The organism is Aeromicrobium sp. Leaf245 (genome assembly GCF_942548115.1).
In the GTDB taxonomy this organism is placed as follows: Bacteria; Actinomycetota; Actinomycetes; order Propionibacteriales; family Nocardioidaceae; genus Aeromicrobium.
Map to the genome: position 1 here is coordinate 1,196,236 of NZ_OW824151.1, position 16,022 is coordinate 1,212,257.

The window sequence follows — 16,022 nt, forward strand, 5'->3', positions numbered from 1 at the left end:
TCTGCCGAACCGGAAGGAACTGCCACCATGGCACGCCTCGTCGGAGTCGATCTCCCGCGCGACAAGCGCATCGAGATCGCACTCACCTACATCTTCGGCGTCGGGCGCACCCGCGCCGCCGACACCCTCGCCGCCACCGGCATCAGCCCGGACGTCCGCGTCCACGAGCTGAACGACGACCAGCTCGTCGCGCTGCGTGACCACATCGAGGCCAACTACCAGGTCGAGGGCGACCTGCGCCGTGAGGTCACGGCCGACATCCGTCGCAAGATGGAGATCGGTTCGTACCAGGGCCGTCGCCACCGTGCGCACCTGCCCGTCCGCGGCCAGCGCACCAAGACCAATGCGCGCACCCGCAAGGGCCCGAAGCGCACCGTCGCCGGAAAGAAGAAGTGATCTAGATGCCTCCTAAGAGTGCAGGCGCCAAGAAGGTGCGCCGCAAGGAGAAGAAGAACGTCGTTCAGGGCCAGGCCCACATCAAGAGCACGTTCAACAACACGCACGTGACGATCACCGACCCCAGTGGTGGAGTGATCGCGTGGGCCTCCGGCGGAACCGTCGGCTTCAAGGGCTCGCGCAAGTCCACGCCCTTCGCGGCGGGCATGGCGGCCGAGGCCGCCGGTCGCCAGGCGATGGAGCACGGGATGAAGAAGGTCGACGTCTTCGTGAAGGGCCCGGGTTCGGGCCGCGAGACGGCGATCCGGTCGCTGAGCGGCGTCGGCCTCGAGGTCGGCACCATCTCCGACGTGACCCCCAGCCCCCACAACGGCTGCCGTCCCCCCAAGCACCGTCGTCTCTGATCCCCGCGATCAGAGTCCGCGAAGAATCCAGGAGTTAGATCATGGCCCGTTACACCGGACCTCTCACCAAGAAGTCGCGCCGTCTCGGCGTCGACCTCGTCGGTGGCGACGCCGCGTTCGAGCGTCGTCCCTACCCCCCGGGCATGCACGGTCGTGCCCGCATCAAGGAGTCGGAGTACCGCACCCAGCTGCAGGAGAAGCAGAAGGCGCGCTACACCTACGGCGTCCTCGAGAAGCAGTTCCGCAAGTACTACGAGAACGCGCACCGCAAGCCCGGCAAGACCGGTGACAACCTGCTGAGCCTGCTCGAGAGCCGGCTCGACAACGTCGTCTACCGTGCCGGCCTGGCCCGCACCCGTCGCCACGCGCGCCAGCTCGTGACGCACGGACACTTCATCGTCAACGGCGTGAAGACGAACATCCCGTCCTTCCAGGTCAGCAAGCACGACATCATCGATGTCAAGCCCAAGAGCCTGGAGACGACGCCGTTCATCGTCGCCCGTGAGACGCACGACAAGGACACCGTTCCCGGCTGGCTCGACGTCGATCCCGATCGTGGTCGGATCCTGGTGCACCAGCGCCCGGTCCGCGAGCAGATCACCGTCCCCATCCAGGAGCAGCTGATCGTGGAGTTCTACTCCAAGATCTGATCGCCCCCGTTCCACTGAGCCGGTCCTTCAAATAGCGGGAGGACCGGAAAGGAAGTTCCATGCTCATCGCACAGCGCCCCGTCCTGACCGAAGAGGTCGTCGCCGACAACCGTTCGCGGTTCGTCATCGAGCCTCTCGAGCCCGGCTTCGGCTACACCCTCGGCAACTCGCTGCGCCGCACGCTCCTCAGCTCCATCCCGGGCGCGTCGGTCACGTCGATCAAGATCGACGGCATCCAGCACGAGTTCTCCACCGTCCCCGGTGTCACCGAGGACGTCACCGAGATCATCCTCAACCTCAAGAACCTGGTCGTCTCCTCCGAGCACGACGAGCCGTTCGTCATGGTCCTGCGCAAGCAGGGTGCCGGTGTGGCCACCGCGGCCGACATCGAGGCCCCCGCGGGCGTCGAGGTCCACAACCCCGACCTGCACATCGCCACGCTGAACGACAAGGCCAGCCTGGAGATCGAGCTCGTCGTGGAGCGTGGCCGTGGCTACGTCTCGGCGGTGCAGAACAAGACCGGCGACGAGGAGATCGGCCGCATGCCGATCGACTCGATCTACAGCCCCGTCCTCAAGGTCACCTACAAGGTCGAGGCCACCCGAGTCGAGCAGCGCACCGACTTCGACAAGCTGATCATCGACGTCGAGACGAAGTCGTCGATGGCGCCGCGTGACGCGATCGCGTCGGCCGGCTCGACCCTGGTCGAGCTGTTCGGCCTGGCTCGTGAGCTCAACGTCGAGGCCGAGGGCATCGACATCGGCCCGTCGCCCGTCGACGAGCAGCTCGCCGCCGACCTCGCCCTGCCGATCGAGGACCTGAACTTCACGGTCCGCTCGTACAACTGCCTCAAGCGCGAGGGCATCCACTCCGTGGGTGAGCTCATCACGCGCTCGGAGCAGGACCTGCTCGACATCCGCAACTTCGGCTCGAAGTCGATCGACGAGGTCAAGGCCAAGCTGGCCGAGATGGGCCTGGCCCTCAAGGACAGCCCGGCCGGGTTCGACCCGTCGGCCGTGCTCGACTCCTACGACGACGACGCCAGCTTCGCCGAGGACGAGCAGTACTGAGCTGCTCGCTCATCGACCTGTTCACTGACCTGGAGACAGACACATGCCCACGCCCACCAAGGGAGCCCGCCTCGGCGGCAGCCCGTCGCACCAGCGCCTGATCCTGGCCAACCTCGCGACGGCTCTGTTCGAGCACGGCCGGATCACCACCACCGAGGCCAAGGCCCGCCGTCTGCGGCCCTACGCCGAGCAGCTCATCACCAAGGCCAAGACCGACACGGTGGCCAACCGCCGCCAGGTCGTCAAGGTCGTGCGTGACAAGAGCGTCCTGCACACCCTGTTCACCGAGATCGGTCCCGCCATGGCGAGCCGTCCCGGCGGCTACACGCGCATCACGAAGATCGGTCCGCGCAAGGGCGACAACGCCCCCATGGCCGTCATCGAGATCGTCGAGGCCAAGGAGTTCGCCGCGCAGGCGACCGCTCCTGCCGCTGCACCCGCCGCGGCTCCGGTCGAGGACGAGACCCCCGCGGTGAACGCGTCCGACGACGCCGAGCAGGTCGAGACCGACGTCGTTGCCGGTGCTCCGGCCACGGAGTCCGAGACCGAGCCGGCCACCTCCGAGGACGTCGAGGCTGCGGCCGAGGCCGTCGACGAGACGAGCACCGACGAGGCTGCGACCTCCGAGGGCACCGACAAGGCCTGATCCAGGCCCGTCGACGAACGGCCCCCACCGCGACTGCGGTGGGGGCCGTTCGTGCGTGGACCTGCTGGGCCGGCGGTGCGGGTGCCTCGACGTCAGTGCTCCCCGCGGCGCACGGTCAGCACGCGGAAGCCCTTGCTGCTGGCCGTGCGCTCGGTGGGCCAGCCCTGGTCGGTGAGCCAGCGCTGCAGGCTGTCGGCACCGAGGTTCTTGCCCACCACCAGGCGGGCGTGACCGTCGTCGCTGAGCCGCGCCAGCCAGTGCTGGAGCAGGTCGTGCAGGGCCTGCTTGCCGATGCGGATCGGCGGGTTCGACCACAGGGCGTCGAACCGCAGGTCGGCGGGCACCTCGTCGGGAGCGGCCACGTGCACGCGGTCGGCCGCGCCGGCCGCCGCGGCGTTCAGGCGGGTCAGCTCGCGGGCGCGCTCGTTCACGTCGACCGCCCAGACGGTCGCCGAGGGCGACGCGGCAGCGACCGCACAGCTGATCGGCCCCCACCCGCACCCGAGGTCGAGCACCGTGCCGCTGGGCGGACCCGCCGAGTCGAGCAGGATCCGCGTGGCGTGGTCGAGGTGGTCGGCGGAGAAGACTCCGCCACTCGTGGTGCACGTGAACGTGTGCTGCCAGGCGTCGAAGCGCACGCTCCGGCGGTCGTCGGCCCCGGAGGGCCGGTCGTCGAAGTAGTGCCCGGTCACGTGCTCATCCTCGCAGCAGGCGTCGGGCAGCACGGTCGGTGCCCGGACGTCGTGGTCAGCAGTGCTGGAACACGTGGCCGCGCGCGCCACGAGGCACCACGTCGCGGTCGCGGAGCGTGATGGGGTGGTCGCCGGCTCGCTGGCGGCAGGCACGCGCGTAGGCCGCCCGACCGTTGTCGGTGTACTCGATCTCGACGACGCCGCGCCCGTAGAGCCGCGTGTAGTCGCCGCACTCGCGGTACACCTCGCACTCCTCGGCCACCGCGAAGTCGAAGCCGAGGGCGCGGCCGTCGATCTCGGGCGTGTTCTTCTGCGCGATCGCCAGCCCTGTCGCGTGGGCGGCGCGGACGAGTCCCTTCGCCGTCGACGTCGTCTGTGCCCGGGTGAGGAGGGAGCGCGAGCGGGTCCAGGCGTCGAGGTTGTCGGCCTCGATCGCGTCGTACCCGGCCTTCGCGCACCCGCGGAACCAGCCGGAGACGATCGAGACGATGGCGGCGCGCTTCGCGGCGGTGCGCTGGTCCAGCAGCACCTCGTCGGGCCAGCCCGGGTCGCGCACGAGGACGCCCTGGCGCTTCAGCAGCAGGGTCGGGTGGTGCTTCTTCCACCAGCCGAGCTGTCCGGGCTGCGTCTGGAAGGCGTTGACGTAGCAGACCGAGTACCGGGTGGGATCGGGCTTCTCGGTGCGGTCGCGCACGACCACGGTGACGTCGGCCGCGGGGCGGTACGAGCCCCCGAGCTGGTAGTCGACGACGGCGTCGCGCGGCAGCGGGACAGGAGCGGTGGCCGACGGTGTCGCCGGCGGGGCGGCGGGCGCGCCCTGTGCCGAGCAGGCAACCGTCAGGGCGACCACGAGGCAGGCGCCGACGAGGCGGGCACCGACGGGGCGTGGCGCGCGGAGGCGTGTCGAGGCGCAGCGGCGGGGGGAGGTCGGCACCGTCACCACGATACGGGGCCGCGGGCGCCGCCCGGACGCGTTCAGGGGCCCTCGGTGGGCTCGTCGCGACGTCGGCGTGCCTCGTGGGCTCGGGCGGCCAACCGGTCGTCGGACGGGTACACGACCTCCTCGAGCACCAGCCCGTGGGCCGGCATCACCTTCACGCGGGGGTCGCGCTCACCGGTCCGCAGCACGTCGCGCGCCCAGGACGGCTCGTACCGACCCCCGCCGACGGCCACGAGCGCACCCATCAGGGCACGCACCATGGAGTGGCAGAACGCGTCGGCGCGCACCGTGGTGACGAGGAGCCCGTCGCCGGGGGAGCGGGTCGTCGTCAGCTCGAGCAGGGTCCGGATCGTCGTGGCGCCCTCGCGTCGGCGGCAGAACGCGGCGAAGTCGTGCTCCCCGGTCAGCAGCACCCCGGCTGCGTTCATCGCCTCGACGTCGAGCGGCTTCGGCCACGCGACCACGTGCGCCCGGGCCAACGGGTCGAGCCGTCCGGGCTGGTCCTGGAGGCGGTAGGCGTAGCGGCGCTCCACCGCGGCGAACCGCGCGTCGAACCCGTCCGGAGCGGCGGTGACCGCGTGCACGACGACGTCGTCGGGCAGGATCCGGCGGAGCCGACGGGCCAGCTGGTCGGGCTGCACGGTGTCGTCGAGGTCCACGTGGGCCACCTGGCCGCGGGCGTGCACCCCGGCATCGGTGCGGCCCGCGCACGTGAGCGAGGGCCGCTCCTCGAGCCTCAGGACGGTGGCGATCGAGGTCTCGACGGTCTCCTGCACGGTGCGCAGACCGGGCTGGGCGGCCCAGCCCCGGAACCCTGCGCCGTCGTAGGAGAGATCGAGTCGCAGTCGCACGCGGCCACGGTAGTGCCTACGGTGGACCCATGAGGACCGGACCGGTGGTACTGGCGAGCATGGCCCTGCTGGTGGGCGGCTGCTCCGCGGCGCCGGACGAGGACCGTTCCGCACCCGTGGTCGAGAGTGACGCCGTGCCGGCCGCGAGCACCGGGACGCCGCCCATGGCGGTCGTGCTCACCCCAGCGGCGACCTCGGCCTCGCAGGTCGTCACGTGGCGCTCGGTGAAGGCGTGGGGCAACCAGCGCGTCGTCGCGCAGCCGGTCGGTGGCGGCACCCAGGTGCGCGCGGCGGCCCGGCGCAAGGCCGCGACGAGCGTGCGCGACAGCGGCTCGGCCCGCCCGGCGTACACCGCGACGCTGACCGGCCTGGAGCCCGGAACGCGCTACCGCTATCGGGTGGTCAACAACGGTGGCAGCGCGGGCGACTACCACTTCACGACGTCAGCGGCCGAGCTGGAGCCCTGGACGTTCCTCACCCTGGGCGACACCCAGGTGGCCAACGCCGACCGCCCGGCCGCCATCGTCAAGGCCGCGGTGAACCGCTTCCCCTCGGCCAACCTCGTGCTGCACGCCGGCGACGTCGTGAACCACCCGTGGGTCCACCAGGAGTGGGTGGACCTCATGGCCGCGCTCGCCCCGGTGCGGACGAGTCGCAACGTGGTGGCCTCCATCGGCAACCACGAGCAGTGCATCCTCGTGCGGGACTGCCGCTCGGGCGACGCGCAGGGGTTCCGCACCTACTTCTCGTCGCCGTCCAACGGCGTCTCCGGCCAGCGACCCACCTGGTACCGCTTCGACCAGCAGGGCGTCCGCTTCGTGGTGCTCGACTCCTTCGGCTCCGACCTCGCGGCCCAGGCCCGCTTCCTGGACGCACAGCTGCAGGACAACCCGAACCGGTGGAGCGTCGTGCTGCTGCACGCCGGTCCGTTCGCGTCGCGGGCGGACCGCACCAACAGTGCCGTCTTCTCGACGGTCCTGCCCGTCATCGAGAAGCACGACGTCGACCTCGTGCTCAGCGGTCACGACCACGTCTTCAGCAGCGGGTACCGGGGCGACCCCGACAGCACGGTGTTCGCGACCTCGGTGTCCGGCCCCAAGTTCTACGAGATCTCGCGCGCCGACTGGGACCGCCGAGGTGCCACCCGTGCGCGGTGGGCCGAGAGGATCAGCACCTACCAGGTCGTCGACGTCGCCGCGGACACGCTGCGGTTCCGCTCCATCGTCGCCTCCAAGGGGTCGGGCTCGACGCCGTCGATCGCGTACGGCGCGGCCCTCGACGACGTGACGATCACCAAGGACGCCGACGGCGACAAGTCCGTCACCCGACGCTGAGAGCGCTCAGCCGGCCAGGCGGACGGCGTTGCACGAGGGACGGCTGAGCATCGTGACGTCCATCGTGCCGATCTTGATCCCGAGCGACGAGAGCAGGGGCGTGAGCAGACCCTCGAGCAGGGGGTTGAGCACCGTCAGGAGGAAGTTCGTGACGGACGAGAGCAGACCGCCCAGCAGACCGTTGTTGTCGACCTCGACGGCGAAGTTCACGTTGCTGCTGAAGGTGTGGTTGGCGGGCGTGGGAAGGCCCGCGCCGGCGGGATAGGTGAAGGTGTGGCTGCCCGCGTTCGTCGCAGCCACCACCTCCTTGAGGTGGAGAGGAAGGTCCTTGCGGGGGTTCAGCAGGCTGGCTGCGGTCAGTCGGGCCGACCCCGTGCCTCCGTACCCGACGACGCGCGCTGCCGTGGTCTGCCCGGCGATGGTCACGCTGGCCGGGCCGGTGCACTGCAAGGACGACAGGGTGGCCGAGCCCTCGCCGACGCGGACGCCCATGCTGATCTCGGCGTAGGCGAGGAGCGAGGTCCCCACGACTGTCTCGAGGTCGACCCGGGCCTGGGCCGTGCGAGCGGTGACCCCGGCCTTGCCGCAGGCGATCTGTGGTGGCTCGACGATGACGATCCGGGCGTTGGCGTTGAGCAGGCCGAGCGGGAGGCTGAGACCGAGCTGGTCGATGCGCAAGGCGCTGGTGCCGTTGGCGGCGACGAAGGACGCCCCGACGAGGTCGAGCGCGTTGACCGACGCCGAGAGGGCGGCGTTGCCGGTGGTGTCGAGTGCGAGGAAGTTGCTCACGTCGGCCCGCAGACCCGTGGCACGCGCGGCGATCGACTCCAGCAGGGTCGCGCTCACGAGGTCACCCTGCTTGCGGACGACGGAGGCCGCCGCCAGCGTGAACGTCTGCAGCGAGACGTCGAGCGCTGCGAGCTCCTGCGGTGTGCCGACGCCGAGGGCCGCCGCGAGGTCGACGAGCGGGACCTGCACGTTCTTGAGGCTCACGAGGCCCGTGTAGCCGACGACGTCGAGACCGTTGACCTTGATGACGCGGTCGAGGATCGGTCCGATGGCGCTGCCGGACGTGCTGAGCGTGAGCGTCTTGGTGCCGACGGAGAAGCAGACGGCCGCGTCGGACCGTGTCCCGATCGCCGTGCGTGTGGCCGAGCCCGAGTCGTTCCCGATCACGGGGGCGAAGGCGTAGTCCACGGTCGTGGCCGCGGTGATCCGCACGGCGTCGCAGCCGGTGGTCCCGGAGCCGGCGACGAAGGCACCGGTGGAGCTGAGGTGGCCCGGCGTCACGACCAGCGGCGACGACGTGCCGACGCGGCGGCCCTGGCGGGCCAGGCTCGCGTTCGCCGCGGCCTGGAGCGTCGACGTGGTGCAGGTCGGCAGCTTGCGTGCGGCGTCGAGGGCGGCCACGTCGGCGACCGCCTGCATGTCGCGCGCAGCGACGCGCTGCACCCCGAGATCGGTCGCGAACGCGGTGAAGCCGACCACGATGACCATGATGAGCGCGGTCAGGGGAAGGATGGCGCCCCGCTCGTCACGGCGCTGGCGCCTCACGAGCTCACCTCGCTGGTCGTGGTGTAGCCGATGGTGGTGGGGAGGGTGATGCCGAGCCCGGGGAAGGACGGGATCAGCGGGTTGGCGCGGTAGTTGTGGCTGATCGCGATCCGGGCGCACTGCACGGTCGAGCCGGTCGTGCACGCCGTGGTGGAGACGCTGCACGTCCCGACCGTGGCGCCGTTGCGGGTGAGCGTGCCTGTCGAGGTGCAGGTGACGCCGTAGGAGGAGAGCGAGCGGTTGATCGCCGCTCGGGCTCGATCGGCCGGCACGGTCGACCCCGTGGGGGAGACGGAGACGGCCATGGCGCGGGCGCCCTCGGCGGCGGCCTGGCTGATGCCTTGGCGGTAGCTCAGCATCCAGCCGTAGCTGATGACACCGAACAGCAGCGCGACGAAGATCGGCAGCACGAGGGCGAACTCGACCGCAGCAGCACCGTCGTCGCGACGACGGCGCGATCGCCCGTCGTCCGTGCGTGCCTGTCGTGGTCCGACCATCACGATGCTCCCTCGACCCGTGACCTGTCGGCTCCGCCCTGTGCAGGACCGACGCGAAAGCTCCCTCCCCGTCCCGGAACTCCCATCCGGCCGAGGCTTTCGTCCTGAAATCTAGCGTGACGAAAGGCCCCCTGTCCCTGGAATCAGGGAACAGGGGGCTGTGCTGGTCATCCGCCCGTGGCCCGGAACCCCCGCCGGCTGGTCATCCGCCCGTGGCCCGGAACCCCCGCCGGCTGGCCATCCGTCCGCGGCCCGGAACCCCGTTGGGCGGAAACGAGAGAACCCCCGCCGAGGCGGGGGTTCACTCGCGTGGGTGGGCGTCAGGCCCAGCGCTGCTCCGCGGGCACGAACTCGAGGGTCCGGTCACCGGTATAGATCTGCTTCGGGCGCGCGATCTTCTGCTCCTTGTCGTCGACCAGCTCGAGCCACTGGGCCAGCCAGCCCGGCGTGCGACCGATCGCGAACAGCACCGTGAACATCTCGGGCGGGAACTGCAGCGCCTCGTAGATGAGGCCGGAGTAGAAGTCGACGTTCGGGTAGAGCTTGCGGGAGACGAAGTACTCGTCCTCCAGCGCGATCTTCTCCAGCTCCTGGGCGATCTCGAGCAGCGGGTTGACGCCGGTCACCTCGAAGACGTCGTCACACGCCTTCTTGATGATCTTGGCGCGCGGGTCGTAGTTCTTGTAGACGCGGTGACCGAAGCCCATGAGCTTCTCGTCGCCGTTCTTCACGCCCTCGATGAACTCCGGGATCTTGTCCTTCGTCCCGATCCGCTTGAGCATGCGCAGCACGGCCTCGTTGGCGCCACCGTGCAGGGGGCCGTAGAGCGCCGCGATGCCGGCCGAGACCGCCGAGTACGGATCGACCTGGCTCGAACCGACCGAGCGCACCGCGTTGGTCGAGCAGTTCTGCTCGTGGTCGGCGTGCAGGATCAGCAGCACGTCGAGGGCCTTGGCCAGACGCGGGTCCGGGTCGTACTTCGGCTCGCTCATCTTGAACAGCATCGACAGGAAGTTCTCCGTGTAGGAGAGCTCGTTGTCGGGGTAGACGTACGGCTTGCCCTGCGCGTGGCGGAACGACCAGGCGCCGAGCGTCGGCATCTTGGCGATCATGCGCACGATCTGCTCGCGTCGGACGTCGGGGTCGTGGATGGCCCGGGCCTCGGGGTAGAACGTCGAGAGGGCGCCGACGCTCGACAGCAGCATGCCCATGGGGTGCGCGTCGTAGCGGAAGCCCTGCATGAGGCTCTTGAGGTTCTCGTGCACGAACGTGTGGAACGTGATGTCGTGCACCCACTGGTCGTGCTGCTCCTTCGTGGGCAGCTCGCCGTGGATGAGCAGGTACGCGACCTCCAGGAAGGTGGAGGACTCCGCGAGCTGCTCGATCGGGTACCCGCGGTACTCGAGAATGCCCTTCTCGCCGTCGATGAAGGTGACGGCGCTGCGGGTCGACGCGGTGTTGGTGAACCCGGGGTCGTACACGGCGATGCCGGGGTCGTCCTCGGTCTTGCCGATCTTGCCGAGATCGGACGCGCGGACGGTGCCGTCCGTGATCTCGAGCTCGTACTCGTCGCCCGTCCGGTTGTCGCGGACGGTCAAGGTCTGGTCGGTCACGATGGGTCTCCTGTGACGTGCTGAACGGGTCATTGATGTGGCCCCGGACTCATCTCCAACCTAGTGCGGCCTCCCGAGACACGCACGGCTGGGTCTCGAGGAGCGAGCGCCGGGAAGCCTCGACGTCCGGCCACGCCCACCCGTTTTGACCGCGTGCGGCCACGCCGGTTACTCTTGGACGTCGTTGTGCCCTGCGTGCGCGATCGCCTCCCGGCGGTCCTGCGCCGAAGCCCAGGCGGCCTGTGCCCCCGGACTCGACGGCCACGGAGAACGTGTGGTCCGCCCACGGTCCGGACGTGCAGCGACAACGACCCAGATCCAGCTAGTGCCACCCAGAACCACAACGAGAAGGTCACGCCGTGCCTACGTACAGCCCCAAGCCTGCTGACATCAGCCATCAGTGGCACGTCATCGATGCTCAGGACGTCGTCCTGGGCCGTCTTGCCGTGTCGGCCGCGCACCTGCTGCGCGGCAAGCACAAGGCGACCTTCGCCCCGCATGTCGACGGTGGTGACTTCGTCATCATCATCAACGCCGACAAGGTGGCGCTGACCGGCAACAAGCGCACCGACAAGCCGGTCTACCGTCACAGCGGCTACCCGGGCGGGCTCAAGCAGATCGCGTACGGCGACCTGCTCGAGAAGGACGCCCGCAAGGCCATCGAGAAGTCCGTGCGCGGCATGCTGCCGAAGAACCGCCTCGGCGACAAGATCATCAAGAAGCTGAAGGTCTACGCCGGCCCGGAGCACCCGCACGCGCCGCAGCAGCCCCAGCCGTACGAGATCAAGCAGATCTCCCAGTGAGCACCCGAGCAGAAGAGACGAGCACCGTGGCTGACACCACCGAGACCGACGTCCCCACCACCACCGACGGCGTCTACACCTCCGAGACCTCGCCGTCCGCGGAGATCGCGACGAGCAAGTCCCTCGTGGCCCCCGGCGCGGCCACCGGCCGCCGCAAGGAGGCGGTCGCCCGCGTGCGCATCGTCCCCGGCTCCGGCCAGTGGACCGTCAACGGCAAGCCGCTCGAGGACTTCCTCCCGAACAAGCTGCACCAGCAGATCGCCAAGGAGGCCCTGGCGGCCACCGGCCTCGAGGGCAGCTTCGACGTCGTGGCTCGCGTCACCGGCGGCGGGATGACCGGCCAGGCCGGCGCGCTGCGCCTCGGCGTGGCCCGTGCCCTCAACGCCATCGACGAGGAGGTCAACCGTCCGCTGCTGAAGAAGGCCGGACTGCTGACCCGCGACGCTCGCATCAAGGAGCGCAAGAAGGCCGGCCTCAAGAAGGCCCGTAAGGCTCCTCAGTACAGCAAGCGCTGATTCCGTTGGGCCGGATCTTCGGCACCGACGGGGTACGAGGCCTCGCCAACCGCGACCTGACCGCCGAGCTCGCGCTCGACCTGTCGGTCGCGGCGGCACATGTGCTCGGCGAGGCCGGAGCGTTCGCCGACAGCCGGCCCACGGCGGTCGTGGCCCGCGACCCGCGCGCCTCGGGGGAGTTCCTCGAGGCGGCGATCGTCGCGGGTCTCGCCTCGGCCGGTGTCGACGTGCACCGGCTCGGCGTCGTGCCCACCCCGGGCGCCGCCTTCCTCACCGCCGAGCTCGACGCCGACATGGGCGTCATGATCTCCGCGAGCCACAACGCGATGCCCGACAACGGCATCAAGTTCCTCGCGCGCGGTGGACACAAGCTCGACGACGCGATCGAGATCGCGATCGAGCAGCGCCTGCAGGAGCCGTGGGAGCGCCCGGTCGGGGCCGGCGTCGGACGCATCGGCGACAGCCACGTGGGCGTGAGCTCCTACGTCAAGCACCTGGTGAGCACCGTCCCCGATCGGCTCGAGGGTCTCAAGGTCGTGCTCGACTGCGCCAACGGCGCCGCCTTCCACGTGGGCCCCACCGCGTTCGCCGAGCTCGGTGCCGAGGTCGTCACCATCCACGACGAGCCCGACGGTCTCAACATCAACGAGGACTGCGGCTCCACCCACCTCGGTGACCTGCAGGCCGCGGTCGTGCGGCACGGCGCCGACGCCGGCTTCGCGTTCGACGGCGACGCCGACCGGTGCCTCGCGGTCGACGCCGAGGGGCGTGTGGTCGACGGCGACCAGATCCTCGCCGTCCTCGCGCTCGCCCGGCAGCAGGCCGGCACGCTCAAGGACGACACGGTGGTGGCCACCGTCATGAGCAACCTCGGCTTCGTGCAGGCGATGGAGGCGGCGGGTCTGCGCGTCCTGCAGACCGCGGTGGGCGACCGCTACGTCCTCGAGGCGATGCGTGCCGGCGGCTTCACGCTCGGTGGCGAGCAGTCGGGCCACGTCATCATGGCCGACCACGCGACGACCGGCGACGGAGTGCTCACCGCGCTGCACCTCGCGGCGCGCATGCGAGCGACGGGTCGGTCGCTGGCCGACCTCGGGTCGGTCATGCAGCGGCTCCCGCAGGTGCTGGTCAACGTCCCCGACGTCGACAAGTCGCGGGTCGACACCGATCCCGTGCTCCAGGGCGAGCTGGTCGCGGCCAACGGTGCCCTCGACGGTCGCGGCCGCATCCTGCTGCGTTCCTCGGGCACCGAGCCGCTGGTGCGCGTCATGGTCGAGGCCCCGTCGCTCGACGAGGCCACGTCGGTGGCCGAGCGACTCGCCGACGTGGTGCGCCACACCCTCGGCGTCTGATCGGCCCGCTCGCGGCGCGGTAGCGTCGGCCCGTGCAGATCCGTCGGGTGGACCTCGCAGACGACGAGCAGTACGCCGCGTTCCACGCGGTCTACGCCCGCAGCCACGCCGAACCCTTCGACGAGCCCTGGGGCATCGCGGAGAAGCGGACCAACCTCACCAGCGACCCCTACGCCGAGCACGTGGTGCTCGCCGGCGTCGTCGACGACGAGGTGGTGGGTGGGGCGTGGGTCTCCTTCCCCCAGCAGGACAACCGGACGCTCGCGTACCTGCACGTCTTCGTCGACCCTGGACGGCGTCGTGCCGGCCTCGGCAGTGCACTGCTGCGGGCCGTCGAGGATCGGGTGAGGGCCGAGGGTCGGGTCAACGCCTTCGCCGAGGCGTCGTGGTCGGTGCACGACGAGGCCGGCGCAGGGTCGGTGTTCGCCGCCCTGCACGGCTATCGCGTCGACCTGCTCGACGCGATCCGCGAGCTGCGCCTCCCGGCCGCGCCGCCTCAGGCGCCGTGGCGTGACGGGTACACCGCGGTCGCGTGGCGTCACTGCCCCGAGGAGTGGGTCGACCAGTACGCCGTGCTCCGCGCGCTCATCCTGGCGGAGGCCCCGTCGGGCGACGTCGGCATCGGGCCGGAGCACTTCGACGCCGCGCGGGTGCGCCACGAGGAGGCGCGGTGGCGCGAGCAGGGCCGTGTCGGACAGACGGTGGCGGCGGTCGCCCCCGACGGCACGCTCGCCGGGCACACCCAGCTCGTGGTGCCGGATCACGGCGAGACCGCCTACCAGTGGGACACCCTCGTGCTCCCGGCCCACCGCGGCCACGGCCTCGGTCTGGCCATGAAGGTGGCGGCCCTGCACGAGGCGGCCGACCTGCTCGAGGGTCGCACGCGCGTCACCACCTGGAACGCGGCCTCGAACACGCCGATGATCGCCGTCAACGAGGCCATCGGGTACCGGCAGGTGGCGTGGGCGGCCGAGCTGGTGAAGGGGCTGGGCGGCTGATCCTCGGCGTCGGTCGAGTCGTCGTCCGGGGCGTCCCGTGCCGTTGCTGCTGCGTCGTTCCGGATGGGCCTCGACCCGCGGCTGCGTTGCTCCGGCTGGGTCATGCCTTGCGGCTGCGTCGCTGTGGCTGCGAGTCGGGTCGGTCTCCGAAAGGGCCTCGACCGGCGGAGGGGTCCGGGCTCGGGTGGGCTCTCGGAGCGTGGCTGGGGTGACGCAGGATTCTGCGTTCGTGCGTGAGGGGGCGAAGGATGCTGCGTTCGTTACGGGATCCCGTCACCAACGCAGCATCGTTCGGGCTTCAGCACGCGAAGGCAGAATCCTGCGTCCGCCGGGGCGCCGGTGCGCGGGGGATGGGCAGAGATTCTTCCTTCGCGTGTGACGGTCCACGAGAAGGGAGAATCCCTGCCCGTGCGGGGCCTCTTCTCGTCGCCACGATGCTTCCTTCGCGTGGCACGGTCCACGCGAAGGAAGGATCGTGCACTGATCCCGCGCAGAGGGAGAATCGTGGCCGCGCCCCGCAGACCCAGCCGAGCCGAGACCCCTCCCCTGCTCCGGTCGAGGCCCTTTCGGAGACCGCCCCGCCTCGTAGCCACGGCGACGCAGCCGCAGGAGAACGTGGAGCCACAGCGACGCAGCCGCAGCCGAGAGCCCGGCCGAGGTGTCGCAGCAGCAGGGAGGTCTCGGCCGGGCCGACTCACCCGCAGGACACGACCGGCCGGCCGCCGCACCCGCAGTCCGGCTCGTCCGGCTCACATCTTGCGGAACCGCACCCACTTCACGGAGTGCTCGGCGCTCTTGCGCAGCACCAGGTCGGCGCGGCCGCGGGTGCTCTGGATGTTCTCGCGCAGGTTGGGCCAGTTGATCGTGTCCCACAGCTCCTCGGCGCGGGCTCGCGCCTCGTCGTCGGTGAGGCTGCTGTAGCGGTGGAAGTAGGAGGCGGGGTCGGCGAACGCCGTGCGGCGCAAGGCCAGGAACCGGTCGACGTACCAGCGGCGGATGTCCTTGCTGGAGGCGTCGACGTAGATGGAGAAGTCGAAGTAGTCGCTCACCGACAGCCCGGGTGACCCGTCGCCGCGTTCCTTCGCCGGAGCGAGGACGTTGAGGCCCTCGACGATGACGATGTCGGGCCGCTCCACCACCACCGTCTCGTCGGTGCGGTCGTAGGTGAGGTGGGAGTAGACCGGCGCCGAGACCTGCTCGACGCCGGACTTGACGTCGATGACGAAGCGCAGGAGCGCCTTGCGGTCGTAGGACTCCGGGAAGCCCTTGCGCTGGAGGATGCCCCGACGCTCGAGCTCCTCGTTGGGCCAGAGGAAGCCGTCGGTGGTGACCAGCTGGACGCGCGGGTGGTCCGGTGACTGGGAGAGCAGAGCGCGCAGGAGCCGGGCGGTCGTGGACTTGCCGACGGCCACGGACCCGGCCACGCCGATGACGAACGGGGTGCGCTGGGGCTGCGGCTCCCGCAGGAACGACTCGGTGGCCTCCCAGAGCCGGGTCGCGGCACGCACCCGGAGGCTGATCAGCTCGGTGAGGGGCAGGTAGACCTCGCGCACCTCGTCGATGTCGAGCTCGTCGCCGAGGCCACGCAGACGCTCGACGTCGGCCTCGGTGAGCGGCTGCGGCACGTCGTCGGCGAGGTCGGCCCATGCGGACCTCTCGATCTCGACGTACGGCGAGAGCTCACGAGCCATGGCCTCATCCTGCCGG

General features: G+C 70.4%; 17 protein-coding genes. 10 read left to right on the forward strand and 7 right to left on the reverse strand.

The features are described from left to right. The first annotated feature begins 27 nt into the window (after positions 1-27). From rpsM to rplQ, 5 genes are read left to right on the forward strand one after another with little or no spacing between them, the layout of a single operon-like run. Complete coding sequence (rpsM, locus tag NBW76_RS05975) at positions 28-396, forward strand: 30S ribosomal protein S13 (RefSeq protein ID WP_055964358.1); 369 nt, start codon at positions 28-30, stop codon at positions 394-396. 5 nt (positions 397-401) lie between these two features. Next, entirely contained in the window at positions 402-800 is a 399-nt protein-coding gene (gene rpsK / locus NBW76_RS05980) for a 30S ribosomal protein S11 (RefSeq protein WP_055964362.1), read from the forward strand. 41 nt (positions 801-841) lie between these two features. Continuing rightward, positions 842-1,450, forward strand: a complete 609-nt coding sequence (rpsD, locus tag NBW76_RS05985) for a 30S ribosomal protein S4 (protein ID WP_055964365.1) — start codon at positions 842-844, stop codon at positions 1,448-1,450. 59 nt (positions 1,451-1,509) lie between these two features. After that, on the forward strand, positions 1,510-2,520 hold the full coding sequence (locus NBW76_RS05990) for a DNA-directed RNA polymerase subunit alpha (RefSeq protein ID WP_055964368.1): 1,011 nt from the start codon (positions 1,510-1,512) through the stop codon (positions 2,518-2,520). A gap of 43 nt (positions 2,521-2,563) precedes the next feature. Further along, positions 2,564-3,166: a 50S ribosomal protein L17 gene (gene rplQ, locus NBW76_RS05995; RefSeq protein WP_056553493.1), complete on the forward strand. Its 603-nt coding sequence runs from the start codon at positions 2,564-2,566 to the stop codon at positions 3,164-3,166. Positions 3,167-3,258: 92 nt separating this feature from the next. Here the strand turns inward: rplQ and NBW76_RS06000 are convergent, their stop codons facing one another. The 3 genes from NBW76_RS06000 to truA are packed head-to-tail and all read right to left on the reverse strand — an operon-like array spanning position 3,259 to position 5,649. Beyond that, entirely contained in the window at positions 3,259-3,858 is a 600-nt protein-coding gene (locus NBW76_RS06000) for a class I SAM-dependent methyltransferase (RefSeq protein WP_056553490.1), read from the reverse strand. Positions 3,859-3,913: 55 nt separating this feature from the next. After that, positions 3,914-4,792: an endo alpha-1,4 polygalactosaminidase gene (locus NBW76_RS06005; RefSeq protein WP_056553556.1), complete on the reverse strand. Its 879-nt coding sequence runs from the start codon at positions 4,790-4,792 to the stop codon at positions 3,914-3,916. A 41-nt stretch (positions 4,793-4,833) separates the two neighbouring features. Next, a complete protein-coding gene (truA, locus tag NBW76_RS06010) occupies positions 4,834-5,649 on the reverse strand; it encodes a tRNA pseudouridine(38-40) synthase TruA (protein WP_056553486.1) in 816 nt (271 codons plus the stop codon). A 29-nt stretch (positions 5,650-5,678) separates the two neighbouring features. Here truA and NBW76_RS06015 point away from each other — a divergent pair, with 29 nt between their 5' ends. After that, positions 5,679-6,983 (forward strand): metallophosphoesterase family protein, encoded by a 1,305-nt coding sequence (locus NBW76_RS06015; protein WP_082481772.1) that lies wholly within the window; start codon positions 5,679-5,681, stop codon positions 6,981-6,983. Between the two features lie 6 nt (positions 6,984-6,989). On the opposite strand, the gene NBW76_RS06020 is transcribed toward NBW76_RS06015, so the two are convergent. The 3 genes from NBW76_RS06020 to NBW76_RS06030 all read right to left on the reverse strand — a co-directional run bounded on the left by NBW76_RS06020 (position 6,990) and on the right by NBW76_RS06030 (position 10,680). Continuing rightward, on the reverse strand, positions 6,990-8,537 hold the full coding sequence (locus NBW76_RS06020; RefSeq protein ID WP_056553480.1) for a pilus assembly protein TadG-related protein: 1,548 nt from the start codon (positions 8,535-8,537) through the stop codon (positions 6,990-6,992). Next, complete coding sequence (locus NBW76_RS06025) at positions 8,534-9,034, reverse strand: TadE/TadG family type IV pilus assembly protein (RefSeq protein WP_055964384.1); 501 nt, start codon at positions 9,032-9,034, stop codon at positions 8,534-8,536. The genes NBW76_RS06020 and NBW76_RS06025 overlap by 4 nt, the downstream gene beginning before the upstream one ends. A gap of 320 nt (positions 9,035-9,354) precedes the next feature. Continuing rightward, positions 9,355-10,680, reverse strand: coding sequence for a citrate synthase (locus tag NBW76_RS06030; protein ID WP_082480663.1), 1,326 nt, complete (start codon positions 10,678-10,680; stop codon positions 9,355-9,357). A 326-nt stretch (positions 10,681-11,006) separates the two neighbouring features. Here NBW76_RS06030 and rplM point away from each other — a divergent pair, with 326 nt between their 5' ends. The 4 genes from rplM to NBW76_RS06050 are packed head-to-tail and all read left to right on the forward strand — an operon-like array spanning position 11,007 to position 14,315. After that, positions 11,007-11,450, forward strand: a complete 444-nt coding sequence (gene rplM / locus NBW76_RS06035) for a 50S ribosomal protein L13 (protein WP_055964390.1) — start codon at positions 11,007-11,009, stop codon at positions 11,448-11,450. A gap of 26 nt (positions 11,451-11,476) precedes the next feature. Continuing rightward, positions 11,477-11,965: a 30S ribosomal protein S9 gene (gene rpsI / locus NBW76_RS06040; protein ID WP_055964394.1), complete on the forward strand. Its 489-nt coding sequence runs from the start codon at positions 11,477-11,479 to the stop codon at positions 11,963-11,965. Positions 11,966-11,970: 5 nt separating this feature from the next. Continuing rightward, positions 11,971-13,317, forward strand: a complete 1,347-nt coding sequence (gene glmM, locus NBW76_RS06045) for a phosphoglucosamine mutase (RefSeq protein ID WP_055964397.1) — start codon at positions 11,971-11,973, stop codon at positions 13,315-13,317. Positions 13,318-13,349: 32 nt separating this feature from the next. After that, complete coding sequence (locus NBW76_RS06050; RefSeq protein WP_055964401.1) at positions 13,350-14,315, forward strand: GNAT family N-acetyltransferase; 966 nt, start codon at positions 13,350-13,352, stop codon at positions 14,313-14,315. A 749-nt stretch (positions 14,316-15,064) separates the two neighbouring features. On the opposite strand, the gene coaA is transcribed toward NBW76_RS06050, so the two are convergent. Then, on the reverse strand, positions 15,065-16,006 hold the full coding sequence (gene coaA, locus NBW76_RS06055) for a type I pantothenate kinase (protein ID WP_055964404.1): 942 nt from the start codon (positions 16,004-16,006) through the stop codon (positions 15,065-15,067). Positions 16,007-16,022 lie beyond the last annotated feature (16 nt).

Excerpts from the sequence above, each read along its gene's own strand:
- rpsM (WP_055964358.1), top strand. The coding sequence starts at position 28 with ATGGCACGCCTCGTCGGAGTCGATCTCCCGCGCGACAAGCGCATCGAG.
- rpsK (WP_055964362.1), top strand. The coding sequence starts at position 402 with ATGCCTCCTAAGAGTGCAGGCGCCAAGAAGGTGCGCCGCAAGGAGAAG.
- rpsD (WP_055964365.1), top strand. The coding sequence starts at position 842 with ATGGCCCGTTACACCGGACCTCTCACCAAGAAGTCGCGCCGTCTCGGC.
- NBW76_RS05990 (WP_055964368.1), top strand. The coding sequence starts at position 1,510 with ATGCTCATCGCACAGCGCCCCGTCCTGACCGAAGAGGTCGTCGCCGAC.
- rplQ (WP_056553493.1), top strand. The coding sequence starts at position 2,564 with ATGCCCACGCCCACCAAGGGAGCCCGCCTCGGCGGCAGCCCGTCGCAC.
- NBW76_RS06015 (WP_082481772.1), top strand. The coding sequence starts at position 5,679 with ATGAGGACCGGACCGGTGGTACTGGCGAGCATGGCCCTGCTGGTGGGC.
- NBW76_RS06025 (WP_055964384.1), bottom strand. The coding sequence starts at position 9,034 with ATGGTCGGACCACGACAGGCACGCACGGACGACGGGCGATCGCGCCGT.
- NBW76_RS06030 (WP_082480663.1), bottom strand. The coding sequence starts at position 10,680 with ATGACCCGTTCAGCACGTCACAGGAGACCCATCGTGACCGACCAGACC.
- coaA (WP_055964404.1), bottom strand. The coding sequence starts at position 16,006 with ATGGCTCGTGAGCTCTCGCCGTACGTCGAGATCGAGAGGTCCGCATGG.